Genomic DNA, 24474 nt, shown 5'->3' on the forward strand with positions numbered 1-24474 from the left:
GATCTACCCATGTCCAGGGTGAAGGTAGGGTAACACCTACTGGAGGCCCGAACCCACGCACGTTGAAAAGTGCGGGGATGAGGTGTGGGTAGGGGTGAAATGCCAATCGAACTTGGAGATAGCTGGTTCTCCCCGAAATAGCTTTAGGGCTAGCCTCAAGGGAAGAGTCTTGGAGGTAGAGCACTGATTGGGCTAGGGGCCCTCATCGGGTTACCGAACTCAGTCAAACTCCGAATGCCAATGACTTATCCTTGGGAGTCAGACTACGAGTGATAAGATCCGTGGTCAAAAGGGAAACAGCCCAGATCACCAGCTAAGGTCCCAAAGTATACGTTAAGTGGAAAAGGATGTGGAGTTGCTTAGACAACCAGGATGTTGGCTTAGAAGCAGCCACCATTTAAAGAGTGCGTAATAGCTCACTGGTCGAGTGACTCTGCGCCGAAAATGTACCGGGGCTAAACGTATCACCGAAGCTGTGGGATGACTTGCGTCATCGGTAGGGGAGCGTTCTAAGGGCGTCGAAGCCAGACCGGAAGGACGGGTGGAGCGCTTAGAAGTGAGAATGCCGGTATGAGTAGCGAAAACAGAGGTGAGAATCCTCTGCACCGAAAGCCTAAGGTTTCCTGAGGAAGGCTCGTCCGCTCAGGGTTAGTCGGGACCTAAGCCGAGGCCGAAAGGCGTAGGCGATGGACAACAGGTAGAGATTCCTGTACCACCTCCTCACCGTTTGAGCAATGGGGGGACGCAGGAAGGTAGGGTGAGCAGGCTGCTGGAATAGCCTGTCCAAGCGGTTAGGCTGCCAGATAGGCAAATCCGTCTGGCGTCCAGGCTAAGCCGTGATGGCGAGGGAATCCAAGTACCGAAGTCCCTGATCCTCCACTGCCAAGAAAAGCCTCTAGCGAGGTGAGAGGTGCCCGTACCGCAAACCGACACAGGTAGGCGAGGAGAGAATCCTAAGGTGCGCGGGAGAACTCTCGTTAAGGAACTCGGCAAAATGACCCCGTAACTTCGGGAGAAGGGGTGCTCTCTTGGGTGTTGAGCCCGAGAGAGCCGCAGTGAAAAGGCCCAAGCGACTGTTTAACAAAAACACAGGTCTCTGCGAAGCCGAAAGGCGAAGTATAGGGGCTGACACCTGCCCGGTGCTGGAAGGTTAAGGGGAGCGCTTAGCTCAAAGCGAAGGTGCGAACCGAAGCCCCAGTAAACGGCGGCCGTAACTATAACGGTCCTAAGGTAGCGAAATTCCTTGTCGGGTAAGTTCCGACCCGCACGAAAGGTGTAACGACTTGGGCACTGTCTCAACGAGAGACCCGGTGAAATTATAGTACCTGTGAAGATGCAGGTTACCCGCGACAGGACGGAAAGACCCCGTGGAGCTTTACTGCAGCCTGATATTGAATTTTGGTACGTCATGTACAGGATAGGTGGGAGACAGAGAAGCCAGGACGCCAGTCTTGGCGGAGTCGCCCTTGGGATACCACCCTTGTCGTACTGAAGTTCTAACCCGCACCCCTGATCGGGGTGGGAGACCGTGTCAGGTGGGCAGTTTGACTGGGGCGGTCGCCTCCCAAAGAGTAACGGAGGCGCCCAAAGGTTCCCTCAGAATGGTTGGAAATCATTCGTAGAGTGTAAAGGCAGAAGGGAGCTTGACTGCGAGACCTACAAGTCGAGCAGGGACGAAAGTCGGGCTTAGTGATCCGGTGGTTCCGCATGGAAGGGCCATCGCTCAACGGATAAAAGCTACCCCGGGGATAACAGGCTTATCTCCCCCAAGAGTCCACATCGACGGGGAGGTTTGGCACCTCGATGTCGGCTCATCGCATCCTGGGGCTGTAGTCGGTCCCAAGGGTTGGGCTGTTCGCCCATTAAAGCGGTACGCGAGCTGGGTTCAGAACGTCGTGAGACAGTTCGGTCCCTATCCGTCGCGGGCGCAGGAAATTTGAGAGGAGCTGTCCTTAGTACGAGAGGACCGGGATGGACGCACCGCTGGTGTACCAGTTGTCCTGCCAAGGGCACCGCTGGGTAGCTATGTGCGGAAGGGATAAGCGCTGAAAGCATCTAAGCGTGAAGCCCCCCTCAAGATGAGATTTCCCATTGCATAAGCAAGTAAGATCCCTCGAAGATGACGAGGTAGATAGGTCCGAGGTGGAAGCGTGGCGACACGTGCAGCTGACGGATACTAATCGATCGAGGACTTAACCAATACGAAAAGGGGAGCAAGCTCGCTTGCATCCATAGGGCGTTCAAGCTTCTGACGGACAAGTCAGGAGACTTGGACAGAAGAAGCGGAAACGACCGTAGGATGCAGCTTGCGGAACTAGACAATACGAAAAGTGGAAGCGAGCGCTTAGCGCCGGAAGGAAAATGTTCTTCCGACGAGACATGCTTGCATGTCGATGGAGGAAGGTGATTTTCCACGAGGCGCTGCGAGCTGGAACTAGACAATACGAAAAGTGGAGCAAGACATCAAGAAAAGCATCGCCTATCCTTTCTGATCTGTTATCTAGTTTTGAAGGAACCAAAAAGTTCTTGACATGGGCGAAATGCTCGTTATAATAATACTTGTCTGTTTGAAATAACAAGCCTAGTGGCGATGGCGGAGAGGTCACACCCGTTCTCATCCCGAACACGGAAGTTAAGCTCTCCAGCGCCGATGGTAGTTGGGGCTAACGCCCCTGCAAGAGTAGGACGTTGCTAGGCTTTATATTAAACATATTCCGCAATCGCTCAGCGACGAGCATTTCCTCTCTGAGCAAACAGCGAGTTGCCTCGACGCATTGTGCTTCTTCGAATGTCTTGAAGAGGAAGAGGCAGTAGAAAAATACAAATAATGATTCGTTAGTTTTTGTGTTTATCTACTATTCCGCAATAGCTCAGCGGTAGAGCAACCGGCTGTTAACCGGTAGGTCGTAGGTTCGAATCCTACTTGCGGAGCCATTTTGGAGAGCTGTCCGAGTGGTCGAAGGAGCACGATTGGAAATCGTGTAGACGTTAACAGCGTCTCAAGGGTTCGAATCCCTTGCTCTCCGCCACTATTTCATGTAATGGCCCGTTGGTCAAGTGGTTAAGACACCGCCCTTTCACGGCGGTAACACGGGTTCGAATCCCGTACGGGTCACTTTTGGGAGGATTAGCTCAGCTGGGAGAGCACTTGCCTTACAAGCAAGGGGTCGGCGGTTCGATCCCGTCATCCTCCACCATACATACTATTGATTGAAAAAAATATAATTTTGTCATCGCGGGGTGGAGCAGCCTGGTAGCTCGTCGGGCTCATAACCCGAAGGTCGCAGGTTCAAATCCTGCCCCCGCAACCAAATAAAACGGTTGGTCCCGTAGTGTAGTGGTTAACATGCCTGCCTGTCACGCAGGAGATCGCGGGTTCGAGTCCCGTCGGGACCGCCATAGAATATGTATGGCTCGGTAGCTCAGTCGGTAGAGCAAAGGACTGAAAATCCTTGTGTCGGCGGTTCGATTCCGTCCCGAGCCACCATTTATTTTATCCAATGCATCTATGAATGCCGGCTTAGCTCAATTGGTAGAGACGAGCGAAGCATCGGTGAAATGACTGCGAGTTGCCTCGACGCATTGGACATCTTGAAATGTCTTGAAGAGGAAGAGGCACAGAACATGTGTTTTATGGTTAGTTCTATAGATAAAGCCGGCTTAGCTCAATTGGTAGAGCAACTGACTTGTAATCAGTAGGTTGCGGGTTCAAGTCCTGCAGCCGGCATCGATTTATTAAAGTAATGGCGGCTATGGCGAAGTGGTTAACGCACCAGATTGTGGCTCTGGCATTCGTGGGTTCGATTCCCACTAGTCGCCCCATACATATTATCCCAAGACATTTGTGATAAAAGATTTGATAATCGCGCGGATGTAGTTTAATGGTAAAACCTCAGCCACGAGCGATACATCATTGAATAGGCGACGAGTTGCCTCGACGCACAAAGCATCTTAGAATGAACTGGTAGAGGAAGAGGCATGGTATATCGGGACACTAGAAATTTGTAATAAAAAATTTGATAATTATGCGGGTGTAGTTTAGTGGTAAAACCTCAGCCTTCCAAGCTGATGTCGTGGGTTCGATTCCCATCACCCGCTTGTATACGGGCCTATAGCTCAGCTGGTTAGAGCGCACGCCTGATAAGCGTGAGGTCGGTGGTTCAAGTCCACTTAGGCCCATCTTTCTTTTTGTAAAGCGTTTTCTTTGCATAAAGTTTGGTGACATGTGTTGCCCATCTATAGGTGTTCTGTGAATTTCTTCTATAACATTGGTCAGTTAGCTTTTGTTTTCATCTACTATTCCGCAATCGCTCAGCGACGAGCATTTCCTCTCTGAGCAAACAGCGAGTTGCCTCGACGCATTGTACTTCTTCGAATGTCTTGAAGAGGAAGAGGCAGTAGAAAAATACGAATAATGATTCGTTAGTTTTTGTGTTTATCCACTATTCCGCAATAGCTCAGCGGTAGAGCAACCGGCTGTTAACCGGTAGGTCGTAGGTTCGAATCCTACTTGCGGAGCCATTGGAGAAGTACCCAAGTGGCTGAAGGGGACGGTTTGCTAAACCGTTAGGTCGCGTTTTTGCGGCGCGCGGGTTCAAATCCCGCCTTCTCCGCCACTGCTGAATGCAAGGCCCGTTGGTCAAGTGGTTAAGACACCGCCCTTTCACGGCGGTAACACGGGTTCGAATCCCGTACGGGTCATAAGTAAAAACCCTATGCACGAGAGCATAGGGTTTTTACTTTACTATAAAGTTAACATGATAAACTACATCATACGCCTCAAAAATATTCGTCCTTCCAATTATTTTAGAGAAAAAATTTATAAAAAAACTTGATCTATATAATATTGTGCATTTCTGTTTTTGATTATTCCGAATTTTTAACTTGACAAAATGTCAAATGTAAATGAATAATAAATACAAAGAAAGGCCGACCATAAAAACAGATAGGTCGGCATAATTTTTCTACTCATGTTCATATTCCCTAAACTCAAAATGATTGGTTAGGGCTACTCGGCTTTTTTGATGCTTTGTTTTTTTGCCGAAGGAATTTTTCTCCGTACTCTCCATGATCATGAAAGTAAGCATGTTCAATTTGAATCGTGGAATGTTTAATTCCATATTTCCTTTCCAGCATTTCATTAATGGCTAAAATAACACAGAATGGCTGAATGTGTTCATTGATAAATACGTGAGCAGTTAAGGAATAATGGTCGGAAGAAATCGCCCAAATGTGCATGTCATGTACATCTTCTACCCCTTTAATACCGCTAATGTCAGAGCGTATTTGTTCAAGATCAAACTGCGATGGAACAGAATCCATAAGAATAAAGTACGATTCGCGGATGATTTTTGCTCCTCCTGTAAAAATAATTCCTCCTATAATCATACTAATCAATGGATCTATTAAGGCAAATTCCGTGAAATAGATGATAATAGCTGAAGCGATAACTCCGATTGAACTCAAAAGATCGCCGATAAAATGCCATAAAGCGCTTTTCACATTTAAATTTTCCTCTTCTTTTGTGCTTCTGCTAAGGACGATTGTTAAGATAAGATTAACGATCAGCCCAATTGTAGCAATTGTAAGCATCAGCTGAAAATGAACAGGCTCAGGATGAATGAACCGTCGAATTCCTTCGATAAAGATGCCAATAGCAATCATTGCAAGTGTCAATCCGTTTAAAAAGGAAGCAATAATCTCAAATCGCAAATATCCAAACGTAAATGTTTTATTAGGCTGCCGCGATGCGAGATACAGAGCAACCATACTCAAAATGAGCGCCAGCACATCTGAGGCCATATGTGCTGAATCAGAAAGAAGTGCAAGCGAATTAGATAAAACTCCGCCAATGACTTCAACAAGGGCAAAAAACAGCGTGAGGGAAAGGGTAATCCATAATGTTCGTTTTGATTTGTTTTGTTCTTTGACATGAGGCAGGTGATGATAGTCAGAGTAACTCATAGCACACCTCTTTTTTATAATAATTATCATTAGATATTTATTATAAATTATATGCCGTAAACAAGCAATTTGCAAATCATAGCTTTGTACCATTTTTGAAAGCTTCTTATCTTAATCTTTCATAATATAGCCGCTTGTTCTCCGAGAGTGGCAAATGCCTTATTGTGTCCATCCTATAAGAGAGAGGGCATATAGCTGGAAATTGCGCGAGATAAGGGAATGTTTATCAGTCAATCATAATAAATATAGCTTGAAGATTGAGCAAAGCGACTCTAGAAAAGAATATGACGGATGTGTGCACAGAGGTTTGTAGCCTATCTTTCATCACATAAACGCGTGGCAAAGCAACAAATTGTTCGTGAATCTAATGGTTTAGCCTGAAAAATAATATTGTTTGTGCATCCAATGATCGAAAAAGGAAAAGCAGAGGCCAAAGAGAAATTCTTCATCCTCTTTTTGTATGAAATTTCCTGGTGATAATTGTCACAAAATATAAACACATTTTATCAAGGAATTTATAAATCAATGTCGAATCTAATTAAATATGGATAAGCCAATAAATGAAGCAGTGTATGGCGTTGGACAATGGAAAAAAGAAGATGTTGGCTCAGAAGAAAAAAACAAACTGCTTCATATTCCATTTAACATGGAGCAATAGGATCGTAATGAAATATTGGCAAAATAAAAAAATTATAGTGAAAGGATGAGATGCTCGTTGATAGCAACAAATCCGACAGATTTTGAGGTTCATTTGTTTCATGAAGGAAGCTTATATAAAAGCTATAAAATGCTTGGCGCTCATATCGTAAGAAATGAAGGGGTGATTGGAACAAGATTTAGTGTATGGGCTCCTCATGCGCGTGCTGTGCGACTTGTAGGGAGCTTTAACAACTGGAACGGGAAAGATCACCCGCTTACCAAAATAAACGATCAAGGCGTATGGACCATATTTATCCCTGAAAATTTAGAGGGACACTTATATAAATATGAAATTTTTACGGAAAATGAGCAAGTACTCCTTAAAGCTGATCCATATGCATTTTATTCCGAACTTCGTCCTCGTACGGCCTCTATTGTATATTCATTAGATGGATATCATTGGAATGATAAAGCGTGGCAGCGAAAGAAACGCCGCAAACCAGCTTACGATCAACCGTTATTCATTTATGAAGTTCATTTAGGTTCGTGGAAAAAGAAGGAAGATGGAAGCTTTTACTCCTATCAAGAGCTAGCAGAAGAACTAATCCCTTATGTAGTGCAAAATGGGTTTACTCACATTGAACTGCTTCCCTTAATTGAGCATCCGCTCGATCGCTCATGGGGATATCAAGGAACAGGATATTATTCCGCTACAAGCCGCTATGGAACTCCACATGATTTCATGTTTTTTATTGATCAGTGCCATCAAGCTGGAATAGGAGTGATTTTAGACTGGGTCCCTGGTCATTTTTGTAAAGATGCACATGGCCTATACATGTTTGATGGAGCCCCGACATATGAATATGTCAATATACAGGATCGTGAGAATCCGGTGTGGGGGACAGCCAATTTTGATCTAGGGAAGCCTGAGGTTCGAAGCTTTCTCATCTCGAATGCATTATTTTGGATGGAATATTTCCATATTGACGGCTTTCGCGTTGATGCAGTAGCTAATATGCTTTATTGGCCCAACAGTCATGTCCTTCATAAAAACCCCTACGCCGTGGAATTTTTGCAGAAACTAAATGAAGCTGTCTTTTCCTATGATCCTTCATTGTTAATGATTGCTGAAGATTCTACAGATTGGCCGAAGGTGACTGCGCCGACTTATGAAGGAGGCTTAGGGTTTAATTATAAATGGAATATGGGCTGGATGAACGACATTCTGACCTATATGGAGGCGGCTCCCGAACATCGTAAATATCTGCATAATAAAGTTACTTTTTCCTTGGTATACGCATACTCAGAAAATTTTATTTTGCCCTTTTCCCATGATGAGGTAGTGCACGGAAAAAAATCATTATTAAATAAAATGCCTGGCGAATATGAGCAGAAATTTGCGCAACTGCGATTATTATATGGGTATTTAGTTACTCATCCTGGAAAAAAATTATTGTTTATGGGAGGGGAATTCGGCCAATTTGATGAATGGAAAGATTTGGAACAACTTGATTGGATGTTATTTGATTTTGAGATGCATAGAAAAATGAGTGTGTATGTGAAAGACTTAATAAAGTTTTACAAACGTCATAAGCCTCTTTATGAACTGGATCATTCGCCAGAAGGGTTCGAATGGATTGATGTGCATAACGCTGAACAGAGCATCTTTTCGTTTGTTCGAAAAAGCAACAAAGAGAATGATATATTAGTTGTCGTTTGTAACTTTACTGGAACGGCATACCATGATTACAAGGTAGGCGTTCCGCTGCTCGCCACGTATAAGGAAGCTTTTAACAGCGACGCTTCCCTATATGGAGGATGTGGTTATATTAATAAAAAACCGATGACTGCTCTCGAAGAGCCGTTTCATGGAAAGCCATACCACATCGAAATGACTATCCCACCTTTTGGAATTTCTGTGTTGCGCCCAATGAAAAAACGAGGGGAGAGAAGTATAGATGGTGAAGAAAAGATGCGTCGCCATGTTGTTGGCCGGCGGACAAGGTAGTCGATTAAATTCATTGACCAAACAGCTAGCCAAACCAGCCGTTCCGTTTGGAGGAAAATATCGAATCATTGATTTTACGCTAAGCAACTGCTCCAATTCCGGTATTGATACGGTAGGAATATTGACTCAATATCAGCCGCTTCTTCTACACTCATATATTGGTATTGGCAGCGCTTGGGATTTAGATCGAAGAAATGGAGGAGTGACCGTTTTACCCCCGTATTCTGAATCATCTGGGGTAAAATGGTATGAAGGAACAGCGCACGCCATTTATCAAAACATGAACTATATTGAGCAGTATGATCCGGAATATGTATTGATTCTTTCAGGTGACCACATTTATAAGATGAATTACGCCAAAATGCTGGATTATCATATCGCCAAAAATGCGGATGTGACGATTTCTGTTATTGAAGTGCCTTGGGCCGAAGCGAGTCGATTTGGTATCATGAACACAGACAAAGAAATGCGGATTGTAGAGTTTGAAGAAAAACCGTCTGCCCCAAAAAACAACCTCGCTTCTATGGGAATTTATATTTTTAATTGGAGTGTTTTAAAGGAATACTTGCAAATCGACAATGAAAATCCGAGTTCAAGTCATGACTTTGGTAAAGATGTGATTCCGCTATTATTGAAAGAAAAGAAACAGCTTATGGCTTATCCATTTAAAGGATATTGGAAGGATGTCGGAACAGTGAAAAGCCTGTGGGAGGCAAATATGGATTTATTAGATCCAGAATGTGAATTAAATTTGTTTGATCAATCATGGAAGATCTATTCCGTTAATCCAAATCAACCTCCTCAGTATATCTCTCCAGATGCAATAGTGATTAACTCGCTGGTGAATGAAGGATGCATTATTGAGGGAACCATTGACCATTCCGTTGTTTTTCAGGGAGTTTATGTTCAAAAGGGAGCGATTGTGAGAGACTGTGTCATTATGCCGGATGTAGTGATTGGTGAAAATGCCTATATTGAAAGAGCTATTGTACCGTCAGAGCTCGAGATCCCGCCGGGAATGGTCATTCGCCCGTCTGCATTTGATGATGAGATTTTTCTTGTTACACAAGAATGGTTGCAGGCACAGAGCGCAGAAATCGTTGAGAAAGGATGAACAGCGATGAATAAAACGATGTTAGGGGTAATAGATGACACAAGGTATATGGAGTCGCTATATGAGCTGACGCTGCATCGTTCCATTGCAGCAATTCCATTTGCAGGAAGATACCGCTTAATAGATTTTGTCCTATCAAACATGGTGAACTCAGGTATGCAAAGCATCGCTATTTTCCCAAAGTATCACTATCGATCATTGATGGATCATTTAGGTTCAGGGAAAAATTGGGATTTGAGTCGAAAACGAGATGGGCTCTTTTTCTTTCCTTCCTCAGATTTAAATATTCCGGCTCATCATTTAGGGGCTTTTCAACATTTTGAACAGCATATTGACTACTTTTTACGCAGCAAACAAAAGTATGCGCTCATTTGCAATAGCTATACCGTTTGCAATATTGACTATGAGGCTGTGTTAAAGCGTCATATCGATAATCAGTGCGATATTACAGAAATACGTCATCAAGGCCGTTCGCTTGGAATGTTCGTGTTAGAAACCTCTCTCCTTCTGGATTTAATTGCGAACCGAATTCATACAGGCTACAATAGCATCATCGATGTTGTCCACGATCATCTTCATCAATTGAAAATATGTGATTATGAGCATTATGGATATGTGGCTGTCATTGACTCTATCGAAAGCTATTTTCGTCATAGCTTAGAGCTGCTTAATCCAACCATTTGGAATCAGCTATTTGTTAAATCGCGTCCTATTTATACAAAAGTGAAGGATGCGCCGCCTACTAAATATACAGAAAATGCTGTTGTCAAAAATTCAATAGTGGCTAATGGATGCATGATCGAAGGACATGTTGAAAACAGCATTATTTTTCGAGCAGTAAAAATAGAAAAGGGGACGGTTGTTAAAAACAGTATTATTATGCAAAAAAGCCATATAGGTGAACAATGCGAGCTGAATTCTGTTATTGTGGATAAAGATGTGAAGGTTGAAAATGGCGTTAAGATCGTAGGTTCGGAGCAGCATCCATTTGTTGTTCGTAAAGGAACTGTACAAGGAGAGTTGATGAATCAGTGAAAATTTTGTTTGTTGTGTCAGAATGCGTACCCTTTGTGAAGTCGGGCGGTTTGGCAGATGTAGCTGGCGCGTTGCCGAAAGAACTCAAACGATTAGGCACAGATATCCGTGTGATGCTTCCTAAATATGGAATGATTTCGGAAGAATTTAAAAAGCAAATGAAAAAGGTCGCGGAGCTGGTTGTTCGAGTCGGCTGGCGCCGTCAATATTGCGGAGTTGAAATGCTGGAATACGAAGGAGTTGTCTATTATTTTATCGACAACGAATACTATTTTAAACGTGATAGTTTATATGGCCATTATGACGACGGAGAACGATTTTCCTATTTCTGTCGAGCTGTTTTAGATGCACTTCCTGCTATTTCCTTCCAGCCGCAAATTATTCATTGCCATGATTGGCATACAGGGATGATTCCATTTTTATTGCGGGAAGAGTATAAAAACAATTCGTTTTATGGAAATATCCGCACGGTATTTACGATTCATAATTTACAGTTTCAAGGGGTTTTCCCTCGCAGCATTTTAGAGGATTTGCTTAATTTGAGCAGTGAGCGCTATTTTACGATTGATTATTTAGAGTTTTATGGGAACGTCAGCTTTATGAAAGCAGCTCTTGTGTCTGCAGATATGATTACGACTGTTAGTCCCACCTACAAAGAAGAAATTCAAACGGAATATTACGGAGAAAAGCTCGATGGGCTTCTGCGAGCTCGCCGACGTGATCTTTTCGGCATATTAAACGGAATTGATGATGAAATATACAATCCAAAAAAAGACCAGCACATTGCGATTCCATATGATCAGTTCACGATTGCGCGCAAAGAAATTAATAAGCAAGCGCTCAGGCAAAAATTCGGTTTGCGCAGCGAAGAAGATACGCCGATTATCGCCATGGTGACCCGTCTAACGAAGCAAAAAGGACTTGATTTAGTGAAATGTGTATTTCATGAAATCATTGCAGAAAATGTCCAGTTTATTGTTCTGGGAACGGGAGATCGGGAGTTCGAACATTTCTTTCATGAAATGGCGATGACATATCCTCATCAAGTAAAAGTATATATTGGATTTAACGAAGAGCTGGCTCATCAAATCTATGCAGGCACCGATTTATTTTTAATGCCATCCCAGTTTGAGCCGTGCGGCTTGGCGCAATTAATTGCATTGCGATATGGCGCGATTCCAATTGTGCGAGAAACAGGCGGATTAAACGATACTGTCCAATCGTTTAATGAGTTTACGGGTGAAGGCAATGGATTTAGTTTTAAAAATTTTAATGCGCATGATATGCTGTATACCATTCGTCGAGCGCTTGAATTTTATAAGCAAAAAGAAATATGGGAAAAGCTTGTGAAAGAAGCGATGAGCCGAGATTACAGCTGGGCGCAGTCGGCGTTTAAGTATAATCAGCTTTATGACGAATTAATGGCTGGGAGTGGAAGTCATGTTCTCTAACAAAGAAGAGTTTAAAATGGTTTTTTTAAGAAGACTTGAGATGATGTATGGAAAGCGGTTTGAGGAATCGACCGTGCGCGATCAATATCATACGTTAGGGAATATGGTTCGCGAATATATAAGCCAGGATTGGATTCGGACAAATGAGCGGAGTCGCGCGAAAAGCAGCAAGCAGGTGTATTATCTATCCATTGAATTTCTGCTTGGCCGTCTTTTGGGAAGTAACTTATTAAATCTTGGAATCCGTGATGTAGTCGAAGAAGGATTAAAAGAGCTGGGCATTGATTTAGAAGAAATTGAGGAAAGCGAGGCGGATGCGGGACTAGGAAATGGCGGTCTTGGCCGCCTTGCCGCTTGTTTTTTGGATTCTCTTGCTTCGTTAAATTTGCCCGGACATGGCTGTGGAATACGATATAAGCATGGGCTGTTTGATCAAAAAATTGTCGATGGCTATCAAGTGGAGCTTCCAGAGCAATGGTTGAGACATGGGAATGTTTGGGAGGTGAGAAAGGAAGATTTAGCAATTGAAGTGAACTTCTGGGGAAGAGTAGAGGTATCAAATGAAGGAGGAAGGCTGGTATTCCGTCATACAGATAGCGAAAAAGTAACAGCTGTTCCCTACGATATGCCTGTGATTGGCTATGGAACCAAAACGGTTAATACTCTTCGCCTTTGGAGCGCCGAACCTTCTAAAACCTTTCCTAAACATAAAAGTATCATGCAGTATAAGCGGGAAACGGAAGCTATTTCAGAATTTCTATATCCAGATGATACGCACGATGAGGGGAAAATTTTACGCCTTAAACAGCAATATTTTCTTGTAGCGGCGAGTGTCGGAAGCATTGTTCGCGCTCATCGTCGTCAGTACGGGAATTTATCTAACTTGCATAAGCATGTAGCCATTCATGTGAATGATACGCATCCAGTTTTAGCGATTCCAGAGTTAATGAGGGTGTTGTTGGACGAAGAAGGAATGAGCTGGGAAGATGCATGGGAGATTACGACGAACACAGTGTCTTATACGAATCACACAACATTATCAGAAGCGTTAGAGAAATGGCCCATTCATATTTTTCAGCCATTGCTTCCACGCATTTACATGATTGTCGAAGAAATTAATGAGCGCTTTTGTCGTGGTTTATGGAATAAGTATCCAGGTGAATGGAAACGAATTGAGGATATGGCGATTATTGCTCATGGACTTGTTAAAATGGCCCACTTAGCAGTGGTCGGAAGTTATCGTGTAAACGGAGTGGCAAAGCTTCATTCGGAAATCTTAAAAAAACGTGAAATGAAGCAATTTTATGAAGTATTTCCGCAAAAATTTAATAATAAAACCAATGGCATTACGCATCGCCGCTGGTTGCTAAAAGCAAATCCGCAGCTTGCTTCGTTAATTACGGAAGCGATTGGAGCACGGTGGATTCAGCGGCCAGAAACGCTGCTCGATTTAACGTCCTATGCATCAGACCGCTCTTTTCAACGAGCATTGGCTAAAGTAAAGCAGCAGCGAAAGGCGATTTTAGCTAAACGCATTTACGAGCAAACTGGCATCGCCGTTGACGAGTCTTCGATTTTTGATGTGCAGGTTAAACGACTTCATGCTTATAAACGCCAGCTTTTGAACGTTTTGCACATTATGTACCTTTACAATCGATTGAAAGAGGATTCGAGCTTTTCGATTTATCCTCGTACCTTTATTTTCGGGGCAAAGGCTTCGCCAGGCTATTATTATGCGAAGCGAATTATTAAGCTGATTAATTCTCTTGCGGAAAAAGTAAATCATGATCCCCAAACAAATGAACAGCTGAAAGTGATTTTTTTAGAGAACTATCGCGTATCTTTAGCAGAGGATATTTTTCCGGCAGCCGATATTAGCGAGCAGATTTCCACAGCTAGCAAGGAAGCTTCGGGAACAGGGAATATGAAATTTATGATGAACGGTGCCATTACCATTGGCACGATGGATGGAGCCAATATTGAAATTTTTGAGGAAGTAGGCAAGGAGAATATTTTCATCTTCGGATTAACGGCTGAGGAAGTTTTGAATTATTATCAGAATGGTGGTTATCGTTCTCATGAATATTATCACCATGATCGAAGAATCAAGCAAGTCGTTGATCAGTTAGTCAATGGATTTTTTCCAGACGCGCACGATCATTTTGAACCGATTTACGATTCGCTTTTAATGCAAAATGATGAATATTTTGTGCTGCGCGATTTTGCTGATTATGCCGAAACGCAAGAAAAAATCTCCGAAGTGTACCAGGATAGGGAAAAATGGATGGAAATGAGCGTGATCAATATTGCTCATTCGGGCCATTTCTCAAGCGACCGAACCATTCAAGAATATGCAAATGAAATATGGGACATTCATCCTCTTATCTAATGAACAAGAAGAACACAGGGCCATCTGTGCTCTCTAGGTTGTCGACAACGTCCATCTTGATTGTGTCTACAATCATTTGACGCATCATCCGTTCAACTACATCAGTCGGGATTGAAAATAAACGCTTGGTAAACAAGGAATAGAGCCAATGACGCAGGATGAAGTATAGAGGGTACAGAACCATCTGTGCCCTCTTTTATACATAAGAGATTAATCGTCTCCATTGAGCAAATCTCCAATGCCTCCAAGAATGCTTCCCTCGCCTACAGATCGGCCACCTGAGCTTGGAGCGGAAGCGATAATGCGATCAGCGAGACGGCTGAACGGCAGCGATTGCACCCAAACGGTTCCCGGACCGCTTAACGTAGCAAAAAATAACCCCTCTCCGCTGAAAAAGGCTGTTTTGATTTTGCCGACATACTCGATATCGTAGTTCACTTCTTTTGTCATAGCGACTAAGCAGCCAGTATCGATTCGCAGTTTTTCCCCAGGCTGAAGCTCACGCTTGTAAATGGTTCCCCCAGCATGCAAAAAGGCAAGTCCATCTCCTTCCAGCTTTTGCATGATAAACCCTTCACCGCCAAAGAAGCCGGTACCGAGCTTTCGCTGAAAGTCGATGCCGACGGAGACTCCTTTAGCAGCGCAAAGGAACGAATCCTTTTGACAAATGATTTTACCGCCTAGCTCGCTTAAATCAACAGGGATAATCTTTCCGGGATAAGGAGCGGCAAAGGCGACGCGTCTTTTATCTGTTCCGTTATTCGTAAAGACGGTCATGAACAAACTTTCTCCGGTCAAGAGACGTTTTCCGGCACCAACAAGCTTGCTAAGAAATCCTTTGCCGGTGCTTGCTCCATCACCAAAAATCGTTTCCATTTCAATTCCATCTTCCATCATCATCATGCCGCCTGCCTCAGCAATAACACTTTCTTGTGGATCTAATTCGATTTCTACGAACTGCATGTCATCTCCATGCAGGGTGTAGTCAATGTCGTGTGCATTCATTTTTTTCACCTCTAAATGACTTTTTATGATGAATCTATTCTTTATACGGAAGGAAATCCCTTTTAGTTTCACTAACAAACCAATGTTTTTTCCATCAATATAACTTAAAAATCGAACCAATCCTTGACGAAATGTTGCTAGTCGGAGGCGAGCGGGCGGCTTGCCTTCGTTAGGGGGAGGCGTTGCAAAATCCCACATGTTAAGGTGTTTTTTATATCGGTTAGGATGTTTGAAAATGCTACTTTTCTGTTTTGCTTTAGGATGATGGAGAGCTGAGTGTGCGAATAAAAAGGCCAGTGCTGCTTATAACAGGATGCAGATCCATGGCCTTTTTCATCTTAAGATCTTTTTGGTTTAGTTTCGTCTAGCGTATAAGGCTCCTTTTCATATGCTGGTAAATCGCCGATATTTGACATGATCTGTTCTTCATCTAATACACGTTCAAAGCTTTGATGTTTCTGCGTAGGGTAAACGGCCATCTGCTGACCATATAAATCAACAGCAGCAAAGTTTTCGAAATCCTCGACATATCCTACGTTTTCTGTTGCTTCTGCGTATGCTTCGTTATAATGGTCCACATCCTGCCAAAGATCGGATGGTGTATCGGATGTTCCGTATTGTGCTACATCTTGCCAGGCATCTTCGGCATCATACGCTACAACATCGCGATGATCAAAATCAAATTTTCCAAATGGGGGCATCAGCACGCCTTCTTCAAGAGGACGCTGGTGTGAAACGGATTGATCTGCACTATGCTCCTTGCAAAATGTAGTCGTTGGCAATGCCTCCAGACGTTCATATGGAATCGGCTTTCCGCATGTTTCACAAATGCCATAGGTTCCGTCATCGATAGCCGCCAACGCATGATGAATGTCAGCTAATTCTCTTTCAGCATGCTCATTAAGTGCCAAATCTTTTTCTCGCTCATACAATTCTGTTGCCTCATCAGCTGGATGATTGTCGTAGCTTGCTAACTCGCCGACTGAATCGTGGGCATGGCTTCTTTCCAAGCCGAAATGATCATTATGATGAAGGCGATTCTCTAGCTCTTGTTTTGCCTTTAGAAGCTGTGCCTGTAAGGCAGATATTTGTTGATTGGTTAACATTAGGAAATACCCCTTCCTCAAAATTCGCTTTTATGATGTAGTATGAACGAAAAATAAAAAAAAACACGGTTATGCAACCGTGTTATAGCCAGTGACCGATGAGCAGCCCAATCGCCAACAAAAAGCCAAACTGTGTATTGGCTTGTGCCGTCGCTTTCATCGCAGGCATCATTTCAATCGGTTTGGTTTTTCCAATGAATCCTTTTGTAGCTGCCACAGCTTTCGGCACGCTTAGGAAAACAAGCAGCGTCCAAGGAGAAACGACATGTAAAGCTATTAATCCAATCATCCAAGCGAAGGAGACGATAAACATCCCTCCTAATAGACGGATCGCGTTGGTTCTGCCGATTAAAATTGCAAGGGTTTTCCGTCCGTGCTGCTGATCCCCGTCAAGGTCGCGAATATTGTTAGCAAGCAAAATGGCCCCAACTAAAATGGCAATTGGAATAGAAACAACAATTGGAACGAATGTAATGGTTCCTGTTTGAATGAAAAAGGAAATTAAAATGATGATAAGTCCCATAAAAAATCCTGCCGCAAGCTCTCCGAATGGAGTATAAGCAATCGGAATCGGTCCGCCTGTGTAAAAATATCCTGCTGCTACACAAATTGTGCCGACGACAGCAATCCACCAGCTGCTGTTCATACAAATATATACACCAATTAGAATAGAGATTGCGATGAAGGAAAACGCTAACAACAATACGGTTTTAGGTGCAATTCCTTCCCGAACAATGGCTCCGCCAATACCAACAGACTCGGAGGAATCTAAGCCGCGCTTGTAATCATAATACTCATTAAACATATTGGTCGCTGCTTGAATTAATAATGAAGCAATAAGCATAGCCAAAAATAATGTAAGATGAACAGCTGTTTCCCGAAAAGCTAAAGCGGTTCCAATCGAAACAGGCACGAAAGCAGCCGTCAAAGTATGGGGACGTGTCAGGTTCCACCATACACGCCAGCTTCGATTGTATTTCAACGAAGGTGTTGGTTGATGTTTAGGTAATGGTGATTGCATAAATCATACCCCTCATATTAGGATAAAATCAAAGCATAGCTCAAAAAATATTCAAAATAAGTGTAGGTAAACCCTTCACAGGTGTCAACCCCTTAGGAATAGATAAATTATTTCCTGTTATATATAATGGGAAGTGATAATAACTTTTCAGGAATCTAGTTTCATCAAAAAGTTTAGTAATAACAAGAAAGCGGGATGGCAGTGGCGACTTTATATCAGCATCAAATTCGAAAAAAACTAGAGATGATAACAAAATCCGCGTGTCAGCCGTTTGTAAGCTGGAGCGGAATCGTACCGTCTATTGCCCCAGTTTATTTGTTTAAGCTGGGAGAAACGAGCTCGTTTTCTGAGCGTTTTTATTGGTCTGATCGTTCAAACGAGGTTGTTTACGCTGGGATAGGCTGTACATATGTCATCGCTGAGGAGGGAGATGGCCCGCGTTTTTCCATCGTTGAAGAAAAATGGCACGATTTTTTAAATATGACAGAAGTGCATGGTGAGGAAGAGAAAGCAACCCCTGTTTTATTTGGAGGCTTTTCATTTGATCCTTTAAAAAGGAAAACAGATAAATGGACGCATTTTTCAAATGCAAAATTTATTGTTCCGACGGTTCTATTATCTCTAAAAAAAGACTGTGCAATGATTACGATTACGGTTCCTTCAAAAAATAACCAGAGCATGCTTGAAGAAATTGATCGCCTGCTTGGATTGTTATATACCAAATCATTCCATCCAACTCCCTCTCTTCCGCGTTGTGTGACATACGAAGAGATCCGAACGGATGAATGGATCCATGCTGTGCGGCAAATCATTGACGGAATACAACAAGGAAGTTTTGATAAAGTGGTGTTAGCGCGAGAGGTACGCCTTCAATTTGATGGACAGCTCACGCCAAGCGCCGTGCTGGAGCACTTGTGTGAGCAGCAGCCGTTTAGCTATCTGTTTGCATTTGAACAAGCCGGCAGCTGTTTTATCGGTGCTTCCCCTGAACAGCTTGTAAAAAAAGAAGAACATACATTTTATTCAACGTGTTTAGCTGGCTCGATTCGTCGCGGACGTACAAGCAGTGAGGATGAATCCCTTGGCCAAGTGCTTTTACAGGATGAAAAAAATTTACACGAACATCTGTTCGTTGTCGAAATGATTAGACAAGCGATGCAGGATGTGTGTGAGGATGTCAAAATTTCCCCGGAACCACAGCTGCTAAAAATGAGAGATATTCAACACTTATATACTCCTGTGATCGGTAAAAGCGACAGCCGTGTTTCCTTGCTTTCGGTTGTGGAACGGCTTCATCCGACCCCTGCCCTTGGAGGAGCTCCAAAAGAGAAGGCGCTTGAAATGATTCGAGAAGCTGAGCCGCTAGACCGAGGATGGTATGCTGCTCCCATTGGTTGGATGAATGCAATGGGAGATGGAGAGTTTGCCGTTGCCATTCGCTCCGGTTTGCTGCAAGGAAATGAAGCTTTCCTTTTTGCGGGATGCGGTGTTGTGGGCGATTCAGAGCCGTTTAGCGAATATGAAGAAACAAACGTGAAATTGAAACCAATGTTATCCGCATTAGGAGTGAAGCAAGATGAGCGATGATTTAACACTGTATGTCTCTGCGTTTGTAGATGAGCTGGCCAAGACCGGGATAGAAGATGTGGTCGTAAGTCCGGGATCGCGCTCTACCCCTTTTGCCATGGTGATGGCAGAGCATCCAAAAATGCGCGTACATATGAATATTGATGAGCGCTCTGCCGCTTTTTTTGCATTGGGGATGGCAAAAGCCAAACGAAAACCTGTCGCTCTTCTTTGTACATCGGGAACGGCTGCGGCAAACTATGTACCTGCTGTAGTAGAGGCCTATTATTCAAGGGTTCCTCTCGTCGTTCTTACAGCTGATCGTCCTCATGAACTCCGCGATGTCGGAGCGCCGCAGGCAATCGATCAAATTCATTTGTATGGAAAGCATGCCAAATGGTTTGTCGATATGGCGCTTCCAGAAAGCTCAAATGAAATGCTGCGCTATGCTCGAATGATGGCCGCGAGAGCGGCAGCCGTGGCGATGAGTGCGCCGCGAGGTCCTGTCCACTTAAATTTTCCGCTCCGTGAACCGCTTGTGCCAGCTGTTACAGATCAAACATGGGAGCAAATTAACGAAAAGGAAGCATCTTATATTCAAATTGCTATCGGTAAAAAAACACTAGATGATGCGCAGTTTCATCAATTATATAAGCAGCTTTCATGTATTGAAAAAGGCCTTATTGTTTGCGGAAATATGGATGAGCCGGAATTTGCGGAAGCGGTCAATGAACTTGCCGAAGCGCTACAATACCCGATTTTGGCTGATCCACTTTCTCAGTTGCGCAGTGGAACTCATACGAAAGACTATATTATTGAAAGCTATGATGCTATTTTTAAAGACGCAGCAATAGCGGAAGCGCTGCTTCCAGACGTTGTTATTCGATTTGGTGCCATGCCGATTTCAAAACCGCTTTTACTTATGCTAAAGCGGCATCCGTCCATTACCCAAATTGTGGTGGACGGGGAAGGCGGATGGCGTGAGCCAACTTTTACTGCTTCGCAAATGATTTATTGTGACGAAATTGAATTTTGCCGACGCTTAGCGGAACTTGGGTCCGCTGATCGCCGTGTGCCAAACGAATGGATGCAACTATGGCAGGACATCAATAAGCTGGCTAAAGAAGAGCTTTTGGAAGCAGGAAAAGAAGAAGAAATGTTTGAAGGAAAAGTATTTATCGAGCTGACGGAGCTTTTACCAGAGAAGTCTACGCTATTTGTCGGCAACAGCATGCCGGTTCGCGATGCCGACACGTTTTTTATGACGAACGATAAGCAAATCCGCTTAATGGCGAATCGTGGCGCCAATGGCATTGATGGGGTTGTTTCAAGCGCTTTAGGAGCTAGCCTTGAAGCCGATCCGCTTGTGCTTGTGATTGGCGATCTTTCCTTTTATCATGATTTAAATGGCTTGCTAGCAGCGAAGCTTTATCAGCTGCATGCGACCATTATTGTTATTAATAATAATGGAGGCGGCATTTTTTCATTTTTGCCGCAAGCAAGGCAAGAAAAGCATTTTGAAGCATTGTTTGGCACTCCGACCGATTTGCGGTTTGAGCATATTATCCGCATGTATGATGGCTATTATCAAAAGGTGGATACATGGGACGAGTTCCGTTATTACGTAAAGCATTCTATCCAATCTCAAGGGCTGCATGTCATCGAGCTGTGTACATCGAGGAAAGAAAATGTAACCAAACATCAATGGCTTTGGAAAAATGTCACAGAGAGAATAACAGAGTTTCTTCAAAAAAGGGGAAGATTATGAAAAAACGGATTCGCGGTGTTTCCTATCATGTAGAAGTTTATGGGGAAGGTCCGCCGCTTTTATTGCTACACGGCTTTACAGGGAGTACAGAAACATGGTATCCGCTTATTCCGTATTGGAAAAATTGGCAGCTCGTTATGGTTGATATTATAGGACATGGTTTAACAGAGTGTCCGGATGAACTCGACCGCTATCATATCGAAAGCGTAGCGGCTGATTTGCATGAATTGTTGCAGCAGCTGGAAATTCATCGTGCTCACGTTCTTGGCTATTCGATGGGGGGAAGGCTCGCGCTTACTTTTGCCATTCGTTATCCGCACCGAGCAGAAACATTGTTGCTAGAAAGCAGCTCGCCTGGACTAAAGACCGAAGAGGAACGCCAATTGCGCATTCAGAACGATGAGGCGCTGGCGATGGAAATTGAGCAATATGGAGTGCAAGCATTTATTGACAAATGGGAGCAACAGCCGCTTTTTGCTACGCAAAGACAGCTGCCTGAGACGGCCAGAAGGCGAATTCGTACAGAACGATTAAGGCATCAAGCCAAAGGGCTAGCGAATAGCTTGCGCGGCATGGGAACAGGAAGACAGCCCTCTTGGTGGGAACACTTGTCGCAAATAAAAGCCCCAACACTGCTTCTTTGCGGGGAACTTGATCAGAAATTTTGCCAAATAGCGTCAAAGATGGTTGAACTGCTGCCCAATTCGTACATGTCGAAAATTTCCGATGCGGGACATGCAATTCATGTGGAACAACCAGAAATTTTTGTTAAAATAATAAATGAGTTTATTGAAAGAGGAGGATGCGTGAATGGCGATTGAATGGGTAGCTGAGCGCAAGTACGAAGATATTCTATACGAAACGTACAATGGCATTGCTAAAATCACGATCAACCGTCCAGAAGTACATAATGCCTTTCGTCCAAAGACGGTTCAAGAGTTAATTGATGCGTTTTCATACGCTCGTGATGATGCCAATATCGGCGTCATTATTTTAACGGGTGCAGGCGGAAAAGCGTTTTGCTCTGGCGGGGACCAAAAAGTGAGAGGCCATGGTGGCTATGTAGGCGAGGATCAAATCCCACGCTTGAACGTATTGGATTTACAGCGTCTGATTCGCGTGATCCCTAAACCGGTCATCGCAATGGTAGCCGGTTATGCGATCGGCGGTGGACATGTATTGCATGTTGTTTGCGATTTAACGATTGCAGCAGATAACGCTATTTTTGGACAAACAGGTCCGAAGGTAGGAAGCTTTGACGGAGGCTATGGAGCCGGTTATTTAGCTCGTATCGTTGGCCACAAAAAGGCTCGTGAAATTTGGTACTTATGCCGCCAATATAACGCTCAAGAAGCATTAGAAATGGGACTTGTCAACAAAGTGGTTCCGTTGGAGCAACTAGAGGAAGAGACGGTAAAATGGGCGGAAGAAATTTTAGAAAAAAGCCCAACAGCGATTCGTTTCCTAAAAGCGGCATTCAATGCTGACTCTGATGGCTTAGCAGGCATTCAGCAGCTTGCTGGCGATGCTACATTACTTTACTATACGACAGAAGAGGCAAAAGAAGGAAGAGATGCGTTCAAAGAAAAACGCAAACCGGATTTCAAACAGTTCCCGCGTTTTCCATAATGCAAAAACGTAGCAGCTTGAATGTGATGGATCAAGCTGTAGAACGGTAGACAAAGTCCATTTAGACTTTGTCTACCGTTATTTTAAGGGTCTTTTCATTTAGACTGTCTTGAAAACGCTGGATGGACAGGGAACGCAGCAAACGAAGATGAGCGAATCAAACCGAGATGCTCATGCTCATGAGCGGATGAGTGATGCGATTAACTTAGGATGAAAACGTTCGTTAACAGTCTGAAGCTGCTTCTTTGTATCAAGCAAAGGAGGGGACTTTATGTATACATCAACACCAAACTGGCTTATGCAGCGTGCGTTTTTGACTCCAGAACGCATTGCTGTTTACGAGGGAAGTGGGCAAAAAACATTTGCTGAGCTTCATACAGCAGCGGTAAGAACGGCGGGAAGGCTAGCTTATCTTGGCGTCCAACGCGGTGATATTGTCGCTATATTGATGAAAAATAGCACGGCGATGGTGGAAATCATTCATGGACTTCATTATATTGGAGCCGTTGTATTGTTGCAAAATATAAGATTAACAGCCTCAGAATTGAATTGGCAAATTGAAGATAGCGGAGCGAAATGGTGGATTGTCGATGAACAATGGCGCGATGATGCCAACAGCAGCTCAGTTCCTGTTGTAACGGCAACAGAGCTTGCTTCATTGCCAGAGCAAGAGGTGCCGCTTCAGCAAGAATATGATTTTGACGAAGTAGCGACGATTATGTATACATCGGGCACAACAGGAAAGCCAAAGGGAGTATTACAAACTTATGGAAATCATTGGTGGAGCGCGATTGGCTCAGCTTTAAATTTAGGCTTATTGGAAAGGGATTGTTGGCTTGCCGCTGTTCCGTTCTTTCATATAAGTGGGTTGTCGATCTTGATGAGAAGTGTGATTTATGGAATGAGCGTTTATGTGATGCAGCACTTTGATGCGAAAAAAGCCAATGAGGTCATTCTAGGAGAAAAAGCCACGATTATGTCTGTTGTCAGCACCATGCTACAGCAAATGATTTCCGAATTGGGAAGCTTGACATATCCCCATACATTCCGGTGTATGCTGCTTGGGGGAGGACCCGCGCCAAAGCCGCTGCTGGAAGCGTGCCGCGATAAAGGAATTCCTGTGTATCAAACGTATGGAATGACAGAAACGGCATCACAAATTGTTACATTAGCGCCAGAGTATAGTTTTTCTAAGCTAGGGTCAGCAGGAAAACCGCTTTTTCCCGCTCAGCTTCGCGTCGAAACGGATGGGCGAACAGCTAGGCCGTATGAACCTGGAGAAATTGTTGTGAAGGGGCCAAATGTAGCGAAAGGATATTTGCATCGGCCAGAAGCAACTAAAAAAGCGTTACGGAATGGCTGGTTTTATACAGGGGATATGGGCTATATAGATGAAGAAGGGTTTCTTTATGTTCTTGATCGCCGATCCGATTTGATTATTTCTGGCGGTGAAAATATTTATCCGGCAGAGATTGAAGCGATACTGCTTTCGCATGAAGCGGTCGAAGAAGCGGGAGTGACGGGAGTGGAAGATGAGCGCTGGGGACAGGTGCCTTATGCTTTTGTGAAACTGAGAAATGGCGTATCGGTTACACCGCCACAGCTTTTAGAATTTTGTCGGGAGCGCTTGGCAAAGTACAAGGTGCCAAAACGTATATATATAGTAGATGAGCTGCCGCGCAATGCGGCCAAAAAGCTGTTGCGGCGCCAATTAATTCATTTAATTCCAAAACATGAACAATAAAAAAAGAGGGAATCCGTCTATATAAACGGATGAAC

The 24474-nt window shown here is 43.8% G+C and carries 14 protein-coding genes, 14 tRNA genes and 2 rRNA genes (1 of these 30 cut by a window edge); 26 read left to right on the forward strand and 4 right to left on the reverse strand.

Annotated features, from left to right (window positions below; translation table 11 throughout):
* The 16 genes from GFC28_RS15830 to GFC28_RS15905 form a co-directional block, all read left to right on the forward strand.
* Positions 1-2200: ribosomal RNA gene (locus GFC28_RS15830) — 23S ribosomal RNA — on the forward strand (it extends 729 nt beyond the left edge of the window).
* A gap of 380 nt (positions 2201-2580) precedes the next feature.
* Positions 2581-2697: ribosomal RNA gene (gene rrf, locus GFC28_RS15835) — 5S ribosomal RNA — on the forward strand.
* A 162-nt stretch (positions 2698-2859) separates the two neighbouring features.
* Positions 2860-2934: transfer RNA gene (locus GFC28_RS15840), tRNA-Asn, on the forward strand.
* Positions 2935-2938: 4 nt separating this feature from the next.
* A tRNA-Ser gene (locus GFC28_RS15845) sits at positions 2939-3029 on the forward strand.
* A 14-nt stretch (positions 3030-3043) separates the two neighbouring features.
* Positions 3044-3115, forward strand: a tRNA-Glu gene (locus tag GFC28_RS15850).
* 6 nt (positions 3116-3121) lie between these two features.
* Positions 3122-3197: transfer RNA gene (locus GFC28_RS15855), tRNA-Val, on the forward strand.
* A gap of 37 nt (positions 3198-3234) precedes the next feature.
* A tRNA-Met gene (locus GFC28_RS15860) sits at positions 3235-3311 on the forward strand.
* A 12-nt stretch (positions 3312-3323) separates the two neighbouring features.
* Positions 3324-3399, forward strand: a tRNA-Asp gene (locus GFC28_RS15865).
* A gap of 12 nt (positions 3400-3411) precedes the next feature.
* Positions 3412-3487: transfer RNA gene (locus GFC28_RS15870), tRNA-Phe, on the forward strand.
* A gap of 167 nt (positions 3488-3654) precedes the next feature.
* Positions 3655-3727 (forward strand) — tRNA-Thr (locus tag GFC28_RS15875).
* Positions 3728-3746: 19 nt separating this feature from the next.
* Positions 3747-3822, forward strand: a tRNA-His gene (locus tag GFC28_RS15880).
* A gap of 205 nt (positions 3823-4027) precedes the next feature.
* Positions 4028-4098, forward strand: a tRNA-Gly gene (locus GFC28_RS15885).
* Positions 4099-4105: 7 nt separating this feature from the next.
* Positions 4106-4179, forward strand: a tRNA-Ile gene (locus GFC28_RS15890).
* A gap of 267 nt (positions 4180-4446) precedes the next feature.
* Positions 4447-4521 (forward strand) — tRNA-Asn (locus GFC28_RS15895).
* 2 nt (positions 4522-4523) lie between these two features.
* Positions 4524-4616: transfer RNA gene (locus GFC28_RS15900), tRNA-Ser, on the forward strand.
* A 13-nt stretch (positions 4617-4629) separates the two neighbouring features.
* A tRNA-Glu gene (locus GFC28_RS15905) sits at positions 4630-4701 on the forward strand.
* Between the two features lie 288 nt (positions 4702-4989).
* Here the strand turns inward: GFC28_RS15905 and GFC28_RS15910 are convergent.
* A complete protein-coding gene (locus GFC28_RS15910; protein WP_082063802.1) occupies positions 4990-5964 on the reverse strand; it encodes a cation diffusion facilitator family transporter in 975 nt (324 codons plus the stop codon).
* Positions 5965-6667: 703 nt separating this feature from the next.
* Here GFC28_RS15910 and glgB point away from each other — a divergent pair.
* Genes glgB through GFC28_RS15935 form a run of 5 tightly spaced genes read left to right on the forward strand, consistent with a single transcriptional unit; the run spans position 6668 to position 14600 of the window.
* Positions 6668-8611 (forward strand): 1,4-alpha-glucan branching enzyme, encoded by a 1944-nt coding sequence (gene glgB, locus GFC28_RS15915; protein ID WP_044745829.1) that lies wholly within the window; start codon positions 6668-6670, stop codon positions 8609-8611.
* Complete coding sequence (locus GFC28_RS15920; protein WP_044745830.1) at positions 8562-9725, forward strand: glucose-1-phosphate adenylyltransferase; 1164 nt, start codon at positions 8562-8564, stop codon at positions 9723-9725. Before glgB ends, GFC28_RS15920 begins: the two co-directional genes overlap by 50 nt.
* Positions 9726-9731: 6 nt before the next feature.
* On the forward strand, positions 9732-10760 hold the full coding sequence (locus tag GFC28_RS15925) for a GlgC family sugar phosphate nucleotidyltransferase (protein ID WP_044745831.1): 1029 nt from the start codon (positions 9732-9734) through the stop codon (positions 10758-10760).
* A complete protein-coding gene (gene glgA, locus GFC28_RS15930; protein ID WP_044745832.1) occupies positions 10757-12211 on the forward strand; it encodes a glycogen synthase GlgA in 1455 nt (484 codons plus the stop codon). Before GFC28_RS15925 ends, glgA begins: the two co-directional genes overlap by 4 nt.
* The gene (locus tag GFC28_RS15935) at positions 12201-14600 is read left to right on the forward strand and encodes a glycogen/starch/alpha-glucan phosphorylase (protein WP_044745833.1); all 2400 of its coding nucleotides are present in this window, start codon (positions 12201-12203) and stop codon (positions 14598-14600) included. Before glgA ends, GFC28_RS15935 begins: the two co-directional genes overlap by 11 nt.
* Before the next feature lie 210 nt (positions 14601-14810).
* On the opposite strand, the gene GFC28_RS15945 is transcribed toward GFC28_RS15935, so the two are convergent.
* From GFC28_RS15945 to GFC28_RS15955, 3 genes are all read right to left on the reverse strand, one after another.
* Positions 14811-15605 carry a TIGR00266 family protein gene (locus GFC28_RS15945; protein WP_044745835.1) on the reverse strand — a complete coding sequence of 265 codons (795 nt, stop codon included), beginning with the start codon at positions 15603-15605 and terminating at the stop codon, positions 14811-14813.
* Between the two features lie 338 nt (positions 15606-15943).
* Positions 15944-16711: a yteA family sporulation protein gene (locus GFC28_RS15950; RefSeq protein WP_044745836.1), complete on the reverse strand. Its 768-nt coding sequence runs from the start codon at positions 16709-16711 to the stop codon at positions 15944-15946.
* 82 nt (positions 16712-16793) lie between these two features.
* Positions 16794-17732: a 1,4-dihydroxy-2-naphthoate polyprenyltransferase gene (locus GFC28_RS15955; protein ID WP_044745837.1), complete on the reverse strand. Its 939-nt coding sequence runs from the start codon at positions 17730-17732 to the stop codon at positions 16794-16796.
* 201 nt (positions 17733-17933) lie between these two features.
* On the opposite strand from GFC28_RS15955, the gene GFC28_RS15960 reads away from it, so the two are divergent.
* From GFC28_RS15960 to GFC28_RS15980, 5 genes are all read left to right on the forward strand, one after another.
* The gene (locus GFC28_RS15960; protein WP_044745973.1) at positions 17934-19319 is read left to right on the forward strand and encodes an isochorismate synthase; all 1386 of its coding nucleotides are present in this window, start codon (positions 17934-17936) and stop codon (positions 19317-19319) included.
* The gene (gene menD / locus GFC28_RS15965) at positions 19309-21066 is read left to right on the forward strand and encodes a 2-succinyl-5-enolpyruvyl-6-hydroxy-3-cyclohexene-1-carboxylic-acid synthase (RefSeq protein WP_044745838.1); all 1758 of its coding nucleotides are present in this window, start codon (positions 19309-19311) and stop codon (positions 21064-21066) included. Before GFC28_RS15960 ends, menD begins: the two co-directional genes overlap by 11 nt.
* Positions 21063-21887, forward strand: a complete 825-nt coding sequence (gene menH, locus GFC28_RS15970; RefSeq protein ID WP_044745839.1) for a 2-succinyl-6-hydroxy-2,4-cyclohexadiene-1-carboxylate synthase — start codon at positions 21063-21065, stop codon at positions 21885-21887. The genes menD and menH overlap by 4 nt, the downstream gene beginning before the upstream one ends.
* Positions 21877-22695, forward strand: coding sequence for a 1,4-dihydroxy-2-naphthoyl-CoA synthase (gene menB / locus GFC28_RS15975; protein ID WP_044745840.1), 819 nt, complete (start codon positions 21877-21879; stop codon positions 22693-22695). Before menH ends, menB begins: the two co-directional genes overlap by 11 nt.
* Positions 22696-22966: 271 nt before the next feature.
* On the forward strand, positions 22967-24439 hold the full coding sequence (locus GFC28_RS15980; RefSeq protein ID WP_044745841.1) for an o-succinylbenzoate--CoA ligase: 1473 nt from the start codon (positions 22967-22969) through the stop codon (positions 24437-24439).
* The last annotated feature ends 35 nt before the right edge of the window (positions 24440-24474 follow it).

This window comes from Anoxybacillus sp. B2M1 (assembly GCF_001634265.1).
In the GTDB taxonomy this organism is placed as follows: Bacteria; Bacillota; Bacilli; order Bacillales; family Anoxybacillaceae; genus Anoxybacteroides; species Anoxybacteroides rupiense.

Bases quoted from the DNA above. Each gene is read 5' to 3' on its own strand.
- GFC28_RS15910 (WP_082063802.1), bottom strand. From the start codon at position 5,964: ATGAGTTACTCTGACTATCATCACCTGCCTCATGTCAAAGAACAAAAC.
- glgB (WP_044745829.1), top strand. From the start codon at position 6,668: ATGAGATGCTCGTTGATAGCAACAAATCCGACAGATTTTGAGGTTCAT.
- GFC28_RS15920 (WP_044745830.1), top strand. From the start codon at position 8,562: ATGGTGAAGAAAAGATGCGTCGCCATGTTGTTGGCCGGCGGACAAGGT.
- GFC28_RS15925 (WP_044745831.1), top strand. From the start codon at position 9,732: ATGAATAAAACGATGTTAGGGGTAATAGATGACACAAGGTATATGGAG.
- GFC28_RS15935 (WP_044745833.1), top strand. From the start codon at position 12,201: ATGTTCTCTAACAAAGAAGAGTTTAAAATGGTTTTTTTAAGAAGACTT.
- GFC28_RS15945 (WP_044745835.1), bottom strand. From the start codon at position 15,605: ATGAATGCACACGACATTGACTACACCCTGCATGGAGATGACATGCAG.
- GFC28_RS15950 (WP_044745836.1), bottom strand. From the start codon at position 16,711: ATGTTAACCAATCAACAAATATCTGCCTTACAGGCACAGCTTCTAAAG.
- GFC28_RS15955 (WP_044745837.1), bottom strand. From the start codon at position 17,732: ATGCAATCACCATTACCTAAACATCAACCAACACCTTCGTTGAAATAC.
- menD (WP_044745838.1), top strand. From the start codon at position 19,309: ATGAGCGATGATTTAACACTGTATGTCTCTGCGTTTGTAGATGAGCTG.
- menH (WP_044745839.1), top strand. From the start codon at position 21,063: ATGAAAAAACGGATTCGCGGTGTTTCCTATCATGTAGAAGTTTATGGG.
- menB (WP_044745840.1), top strand. From the start codon at position 21,877: ATGGCGATTGAATGGGTAGCTGAGCGCAAGTACGAAGATATTCTATAC.
- GFC28_RS15980 (WP_044745841.1), top strand. From the start codon at position 22,967: ATGTATACATCAACACCAAACTGGCTTATGCAGCGTGCGTTTTTGACT.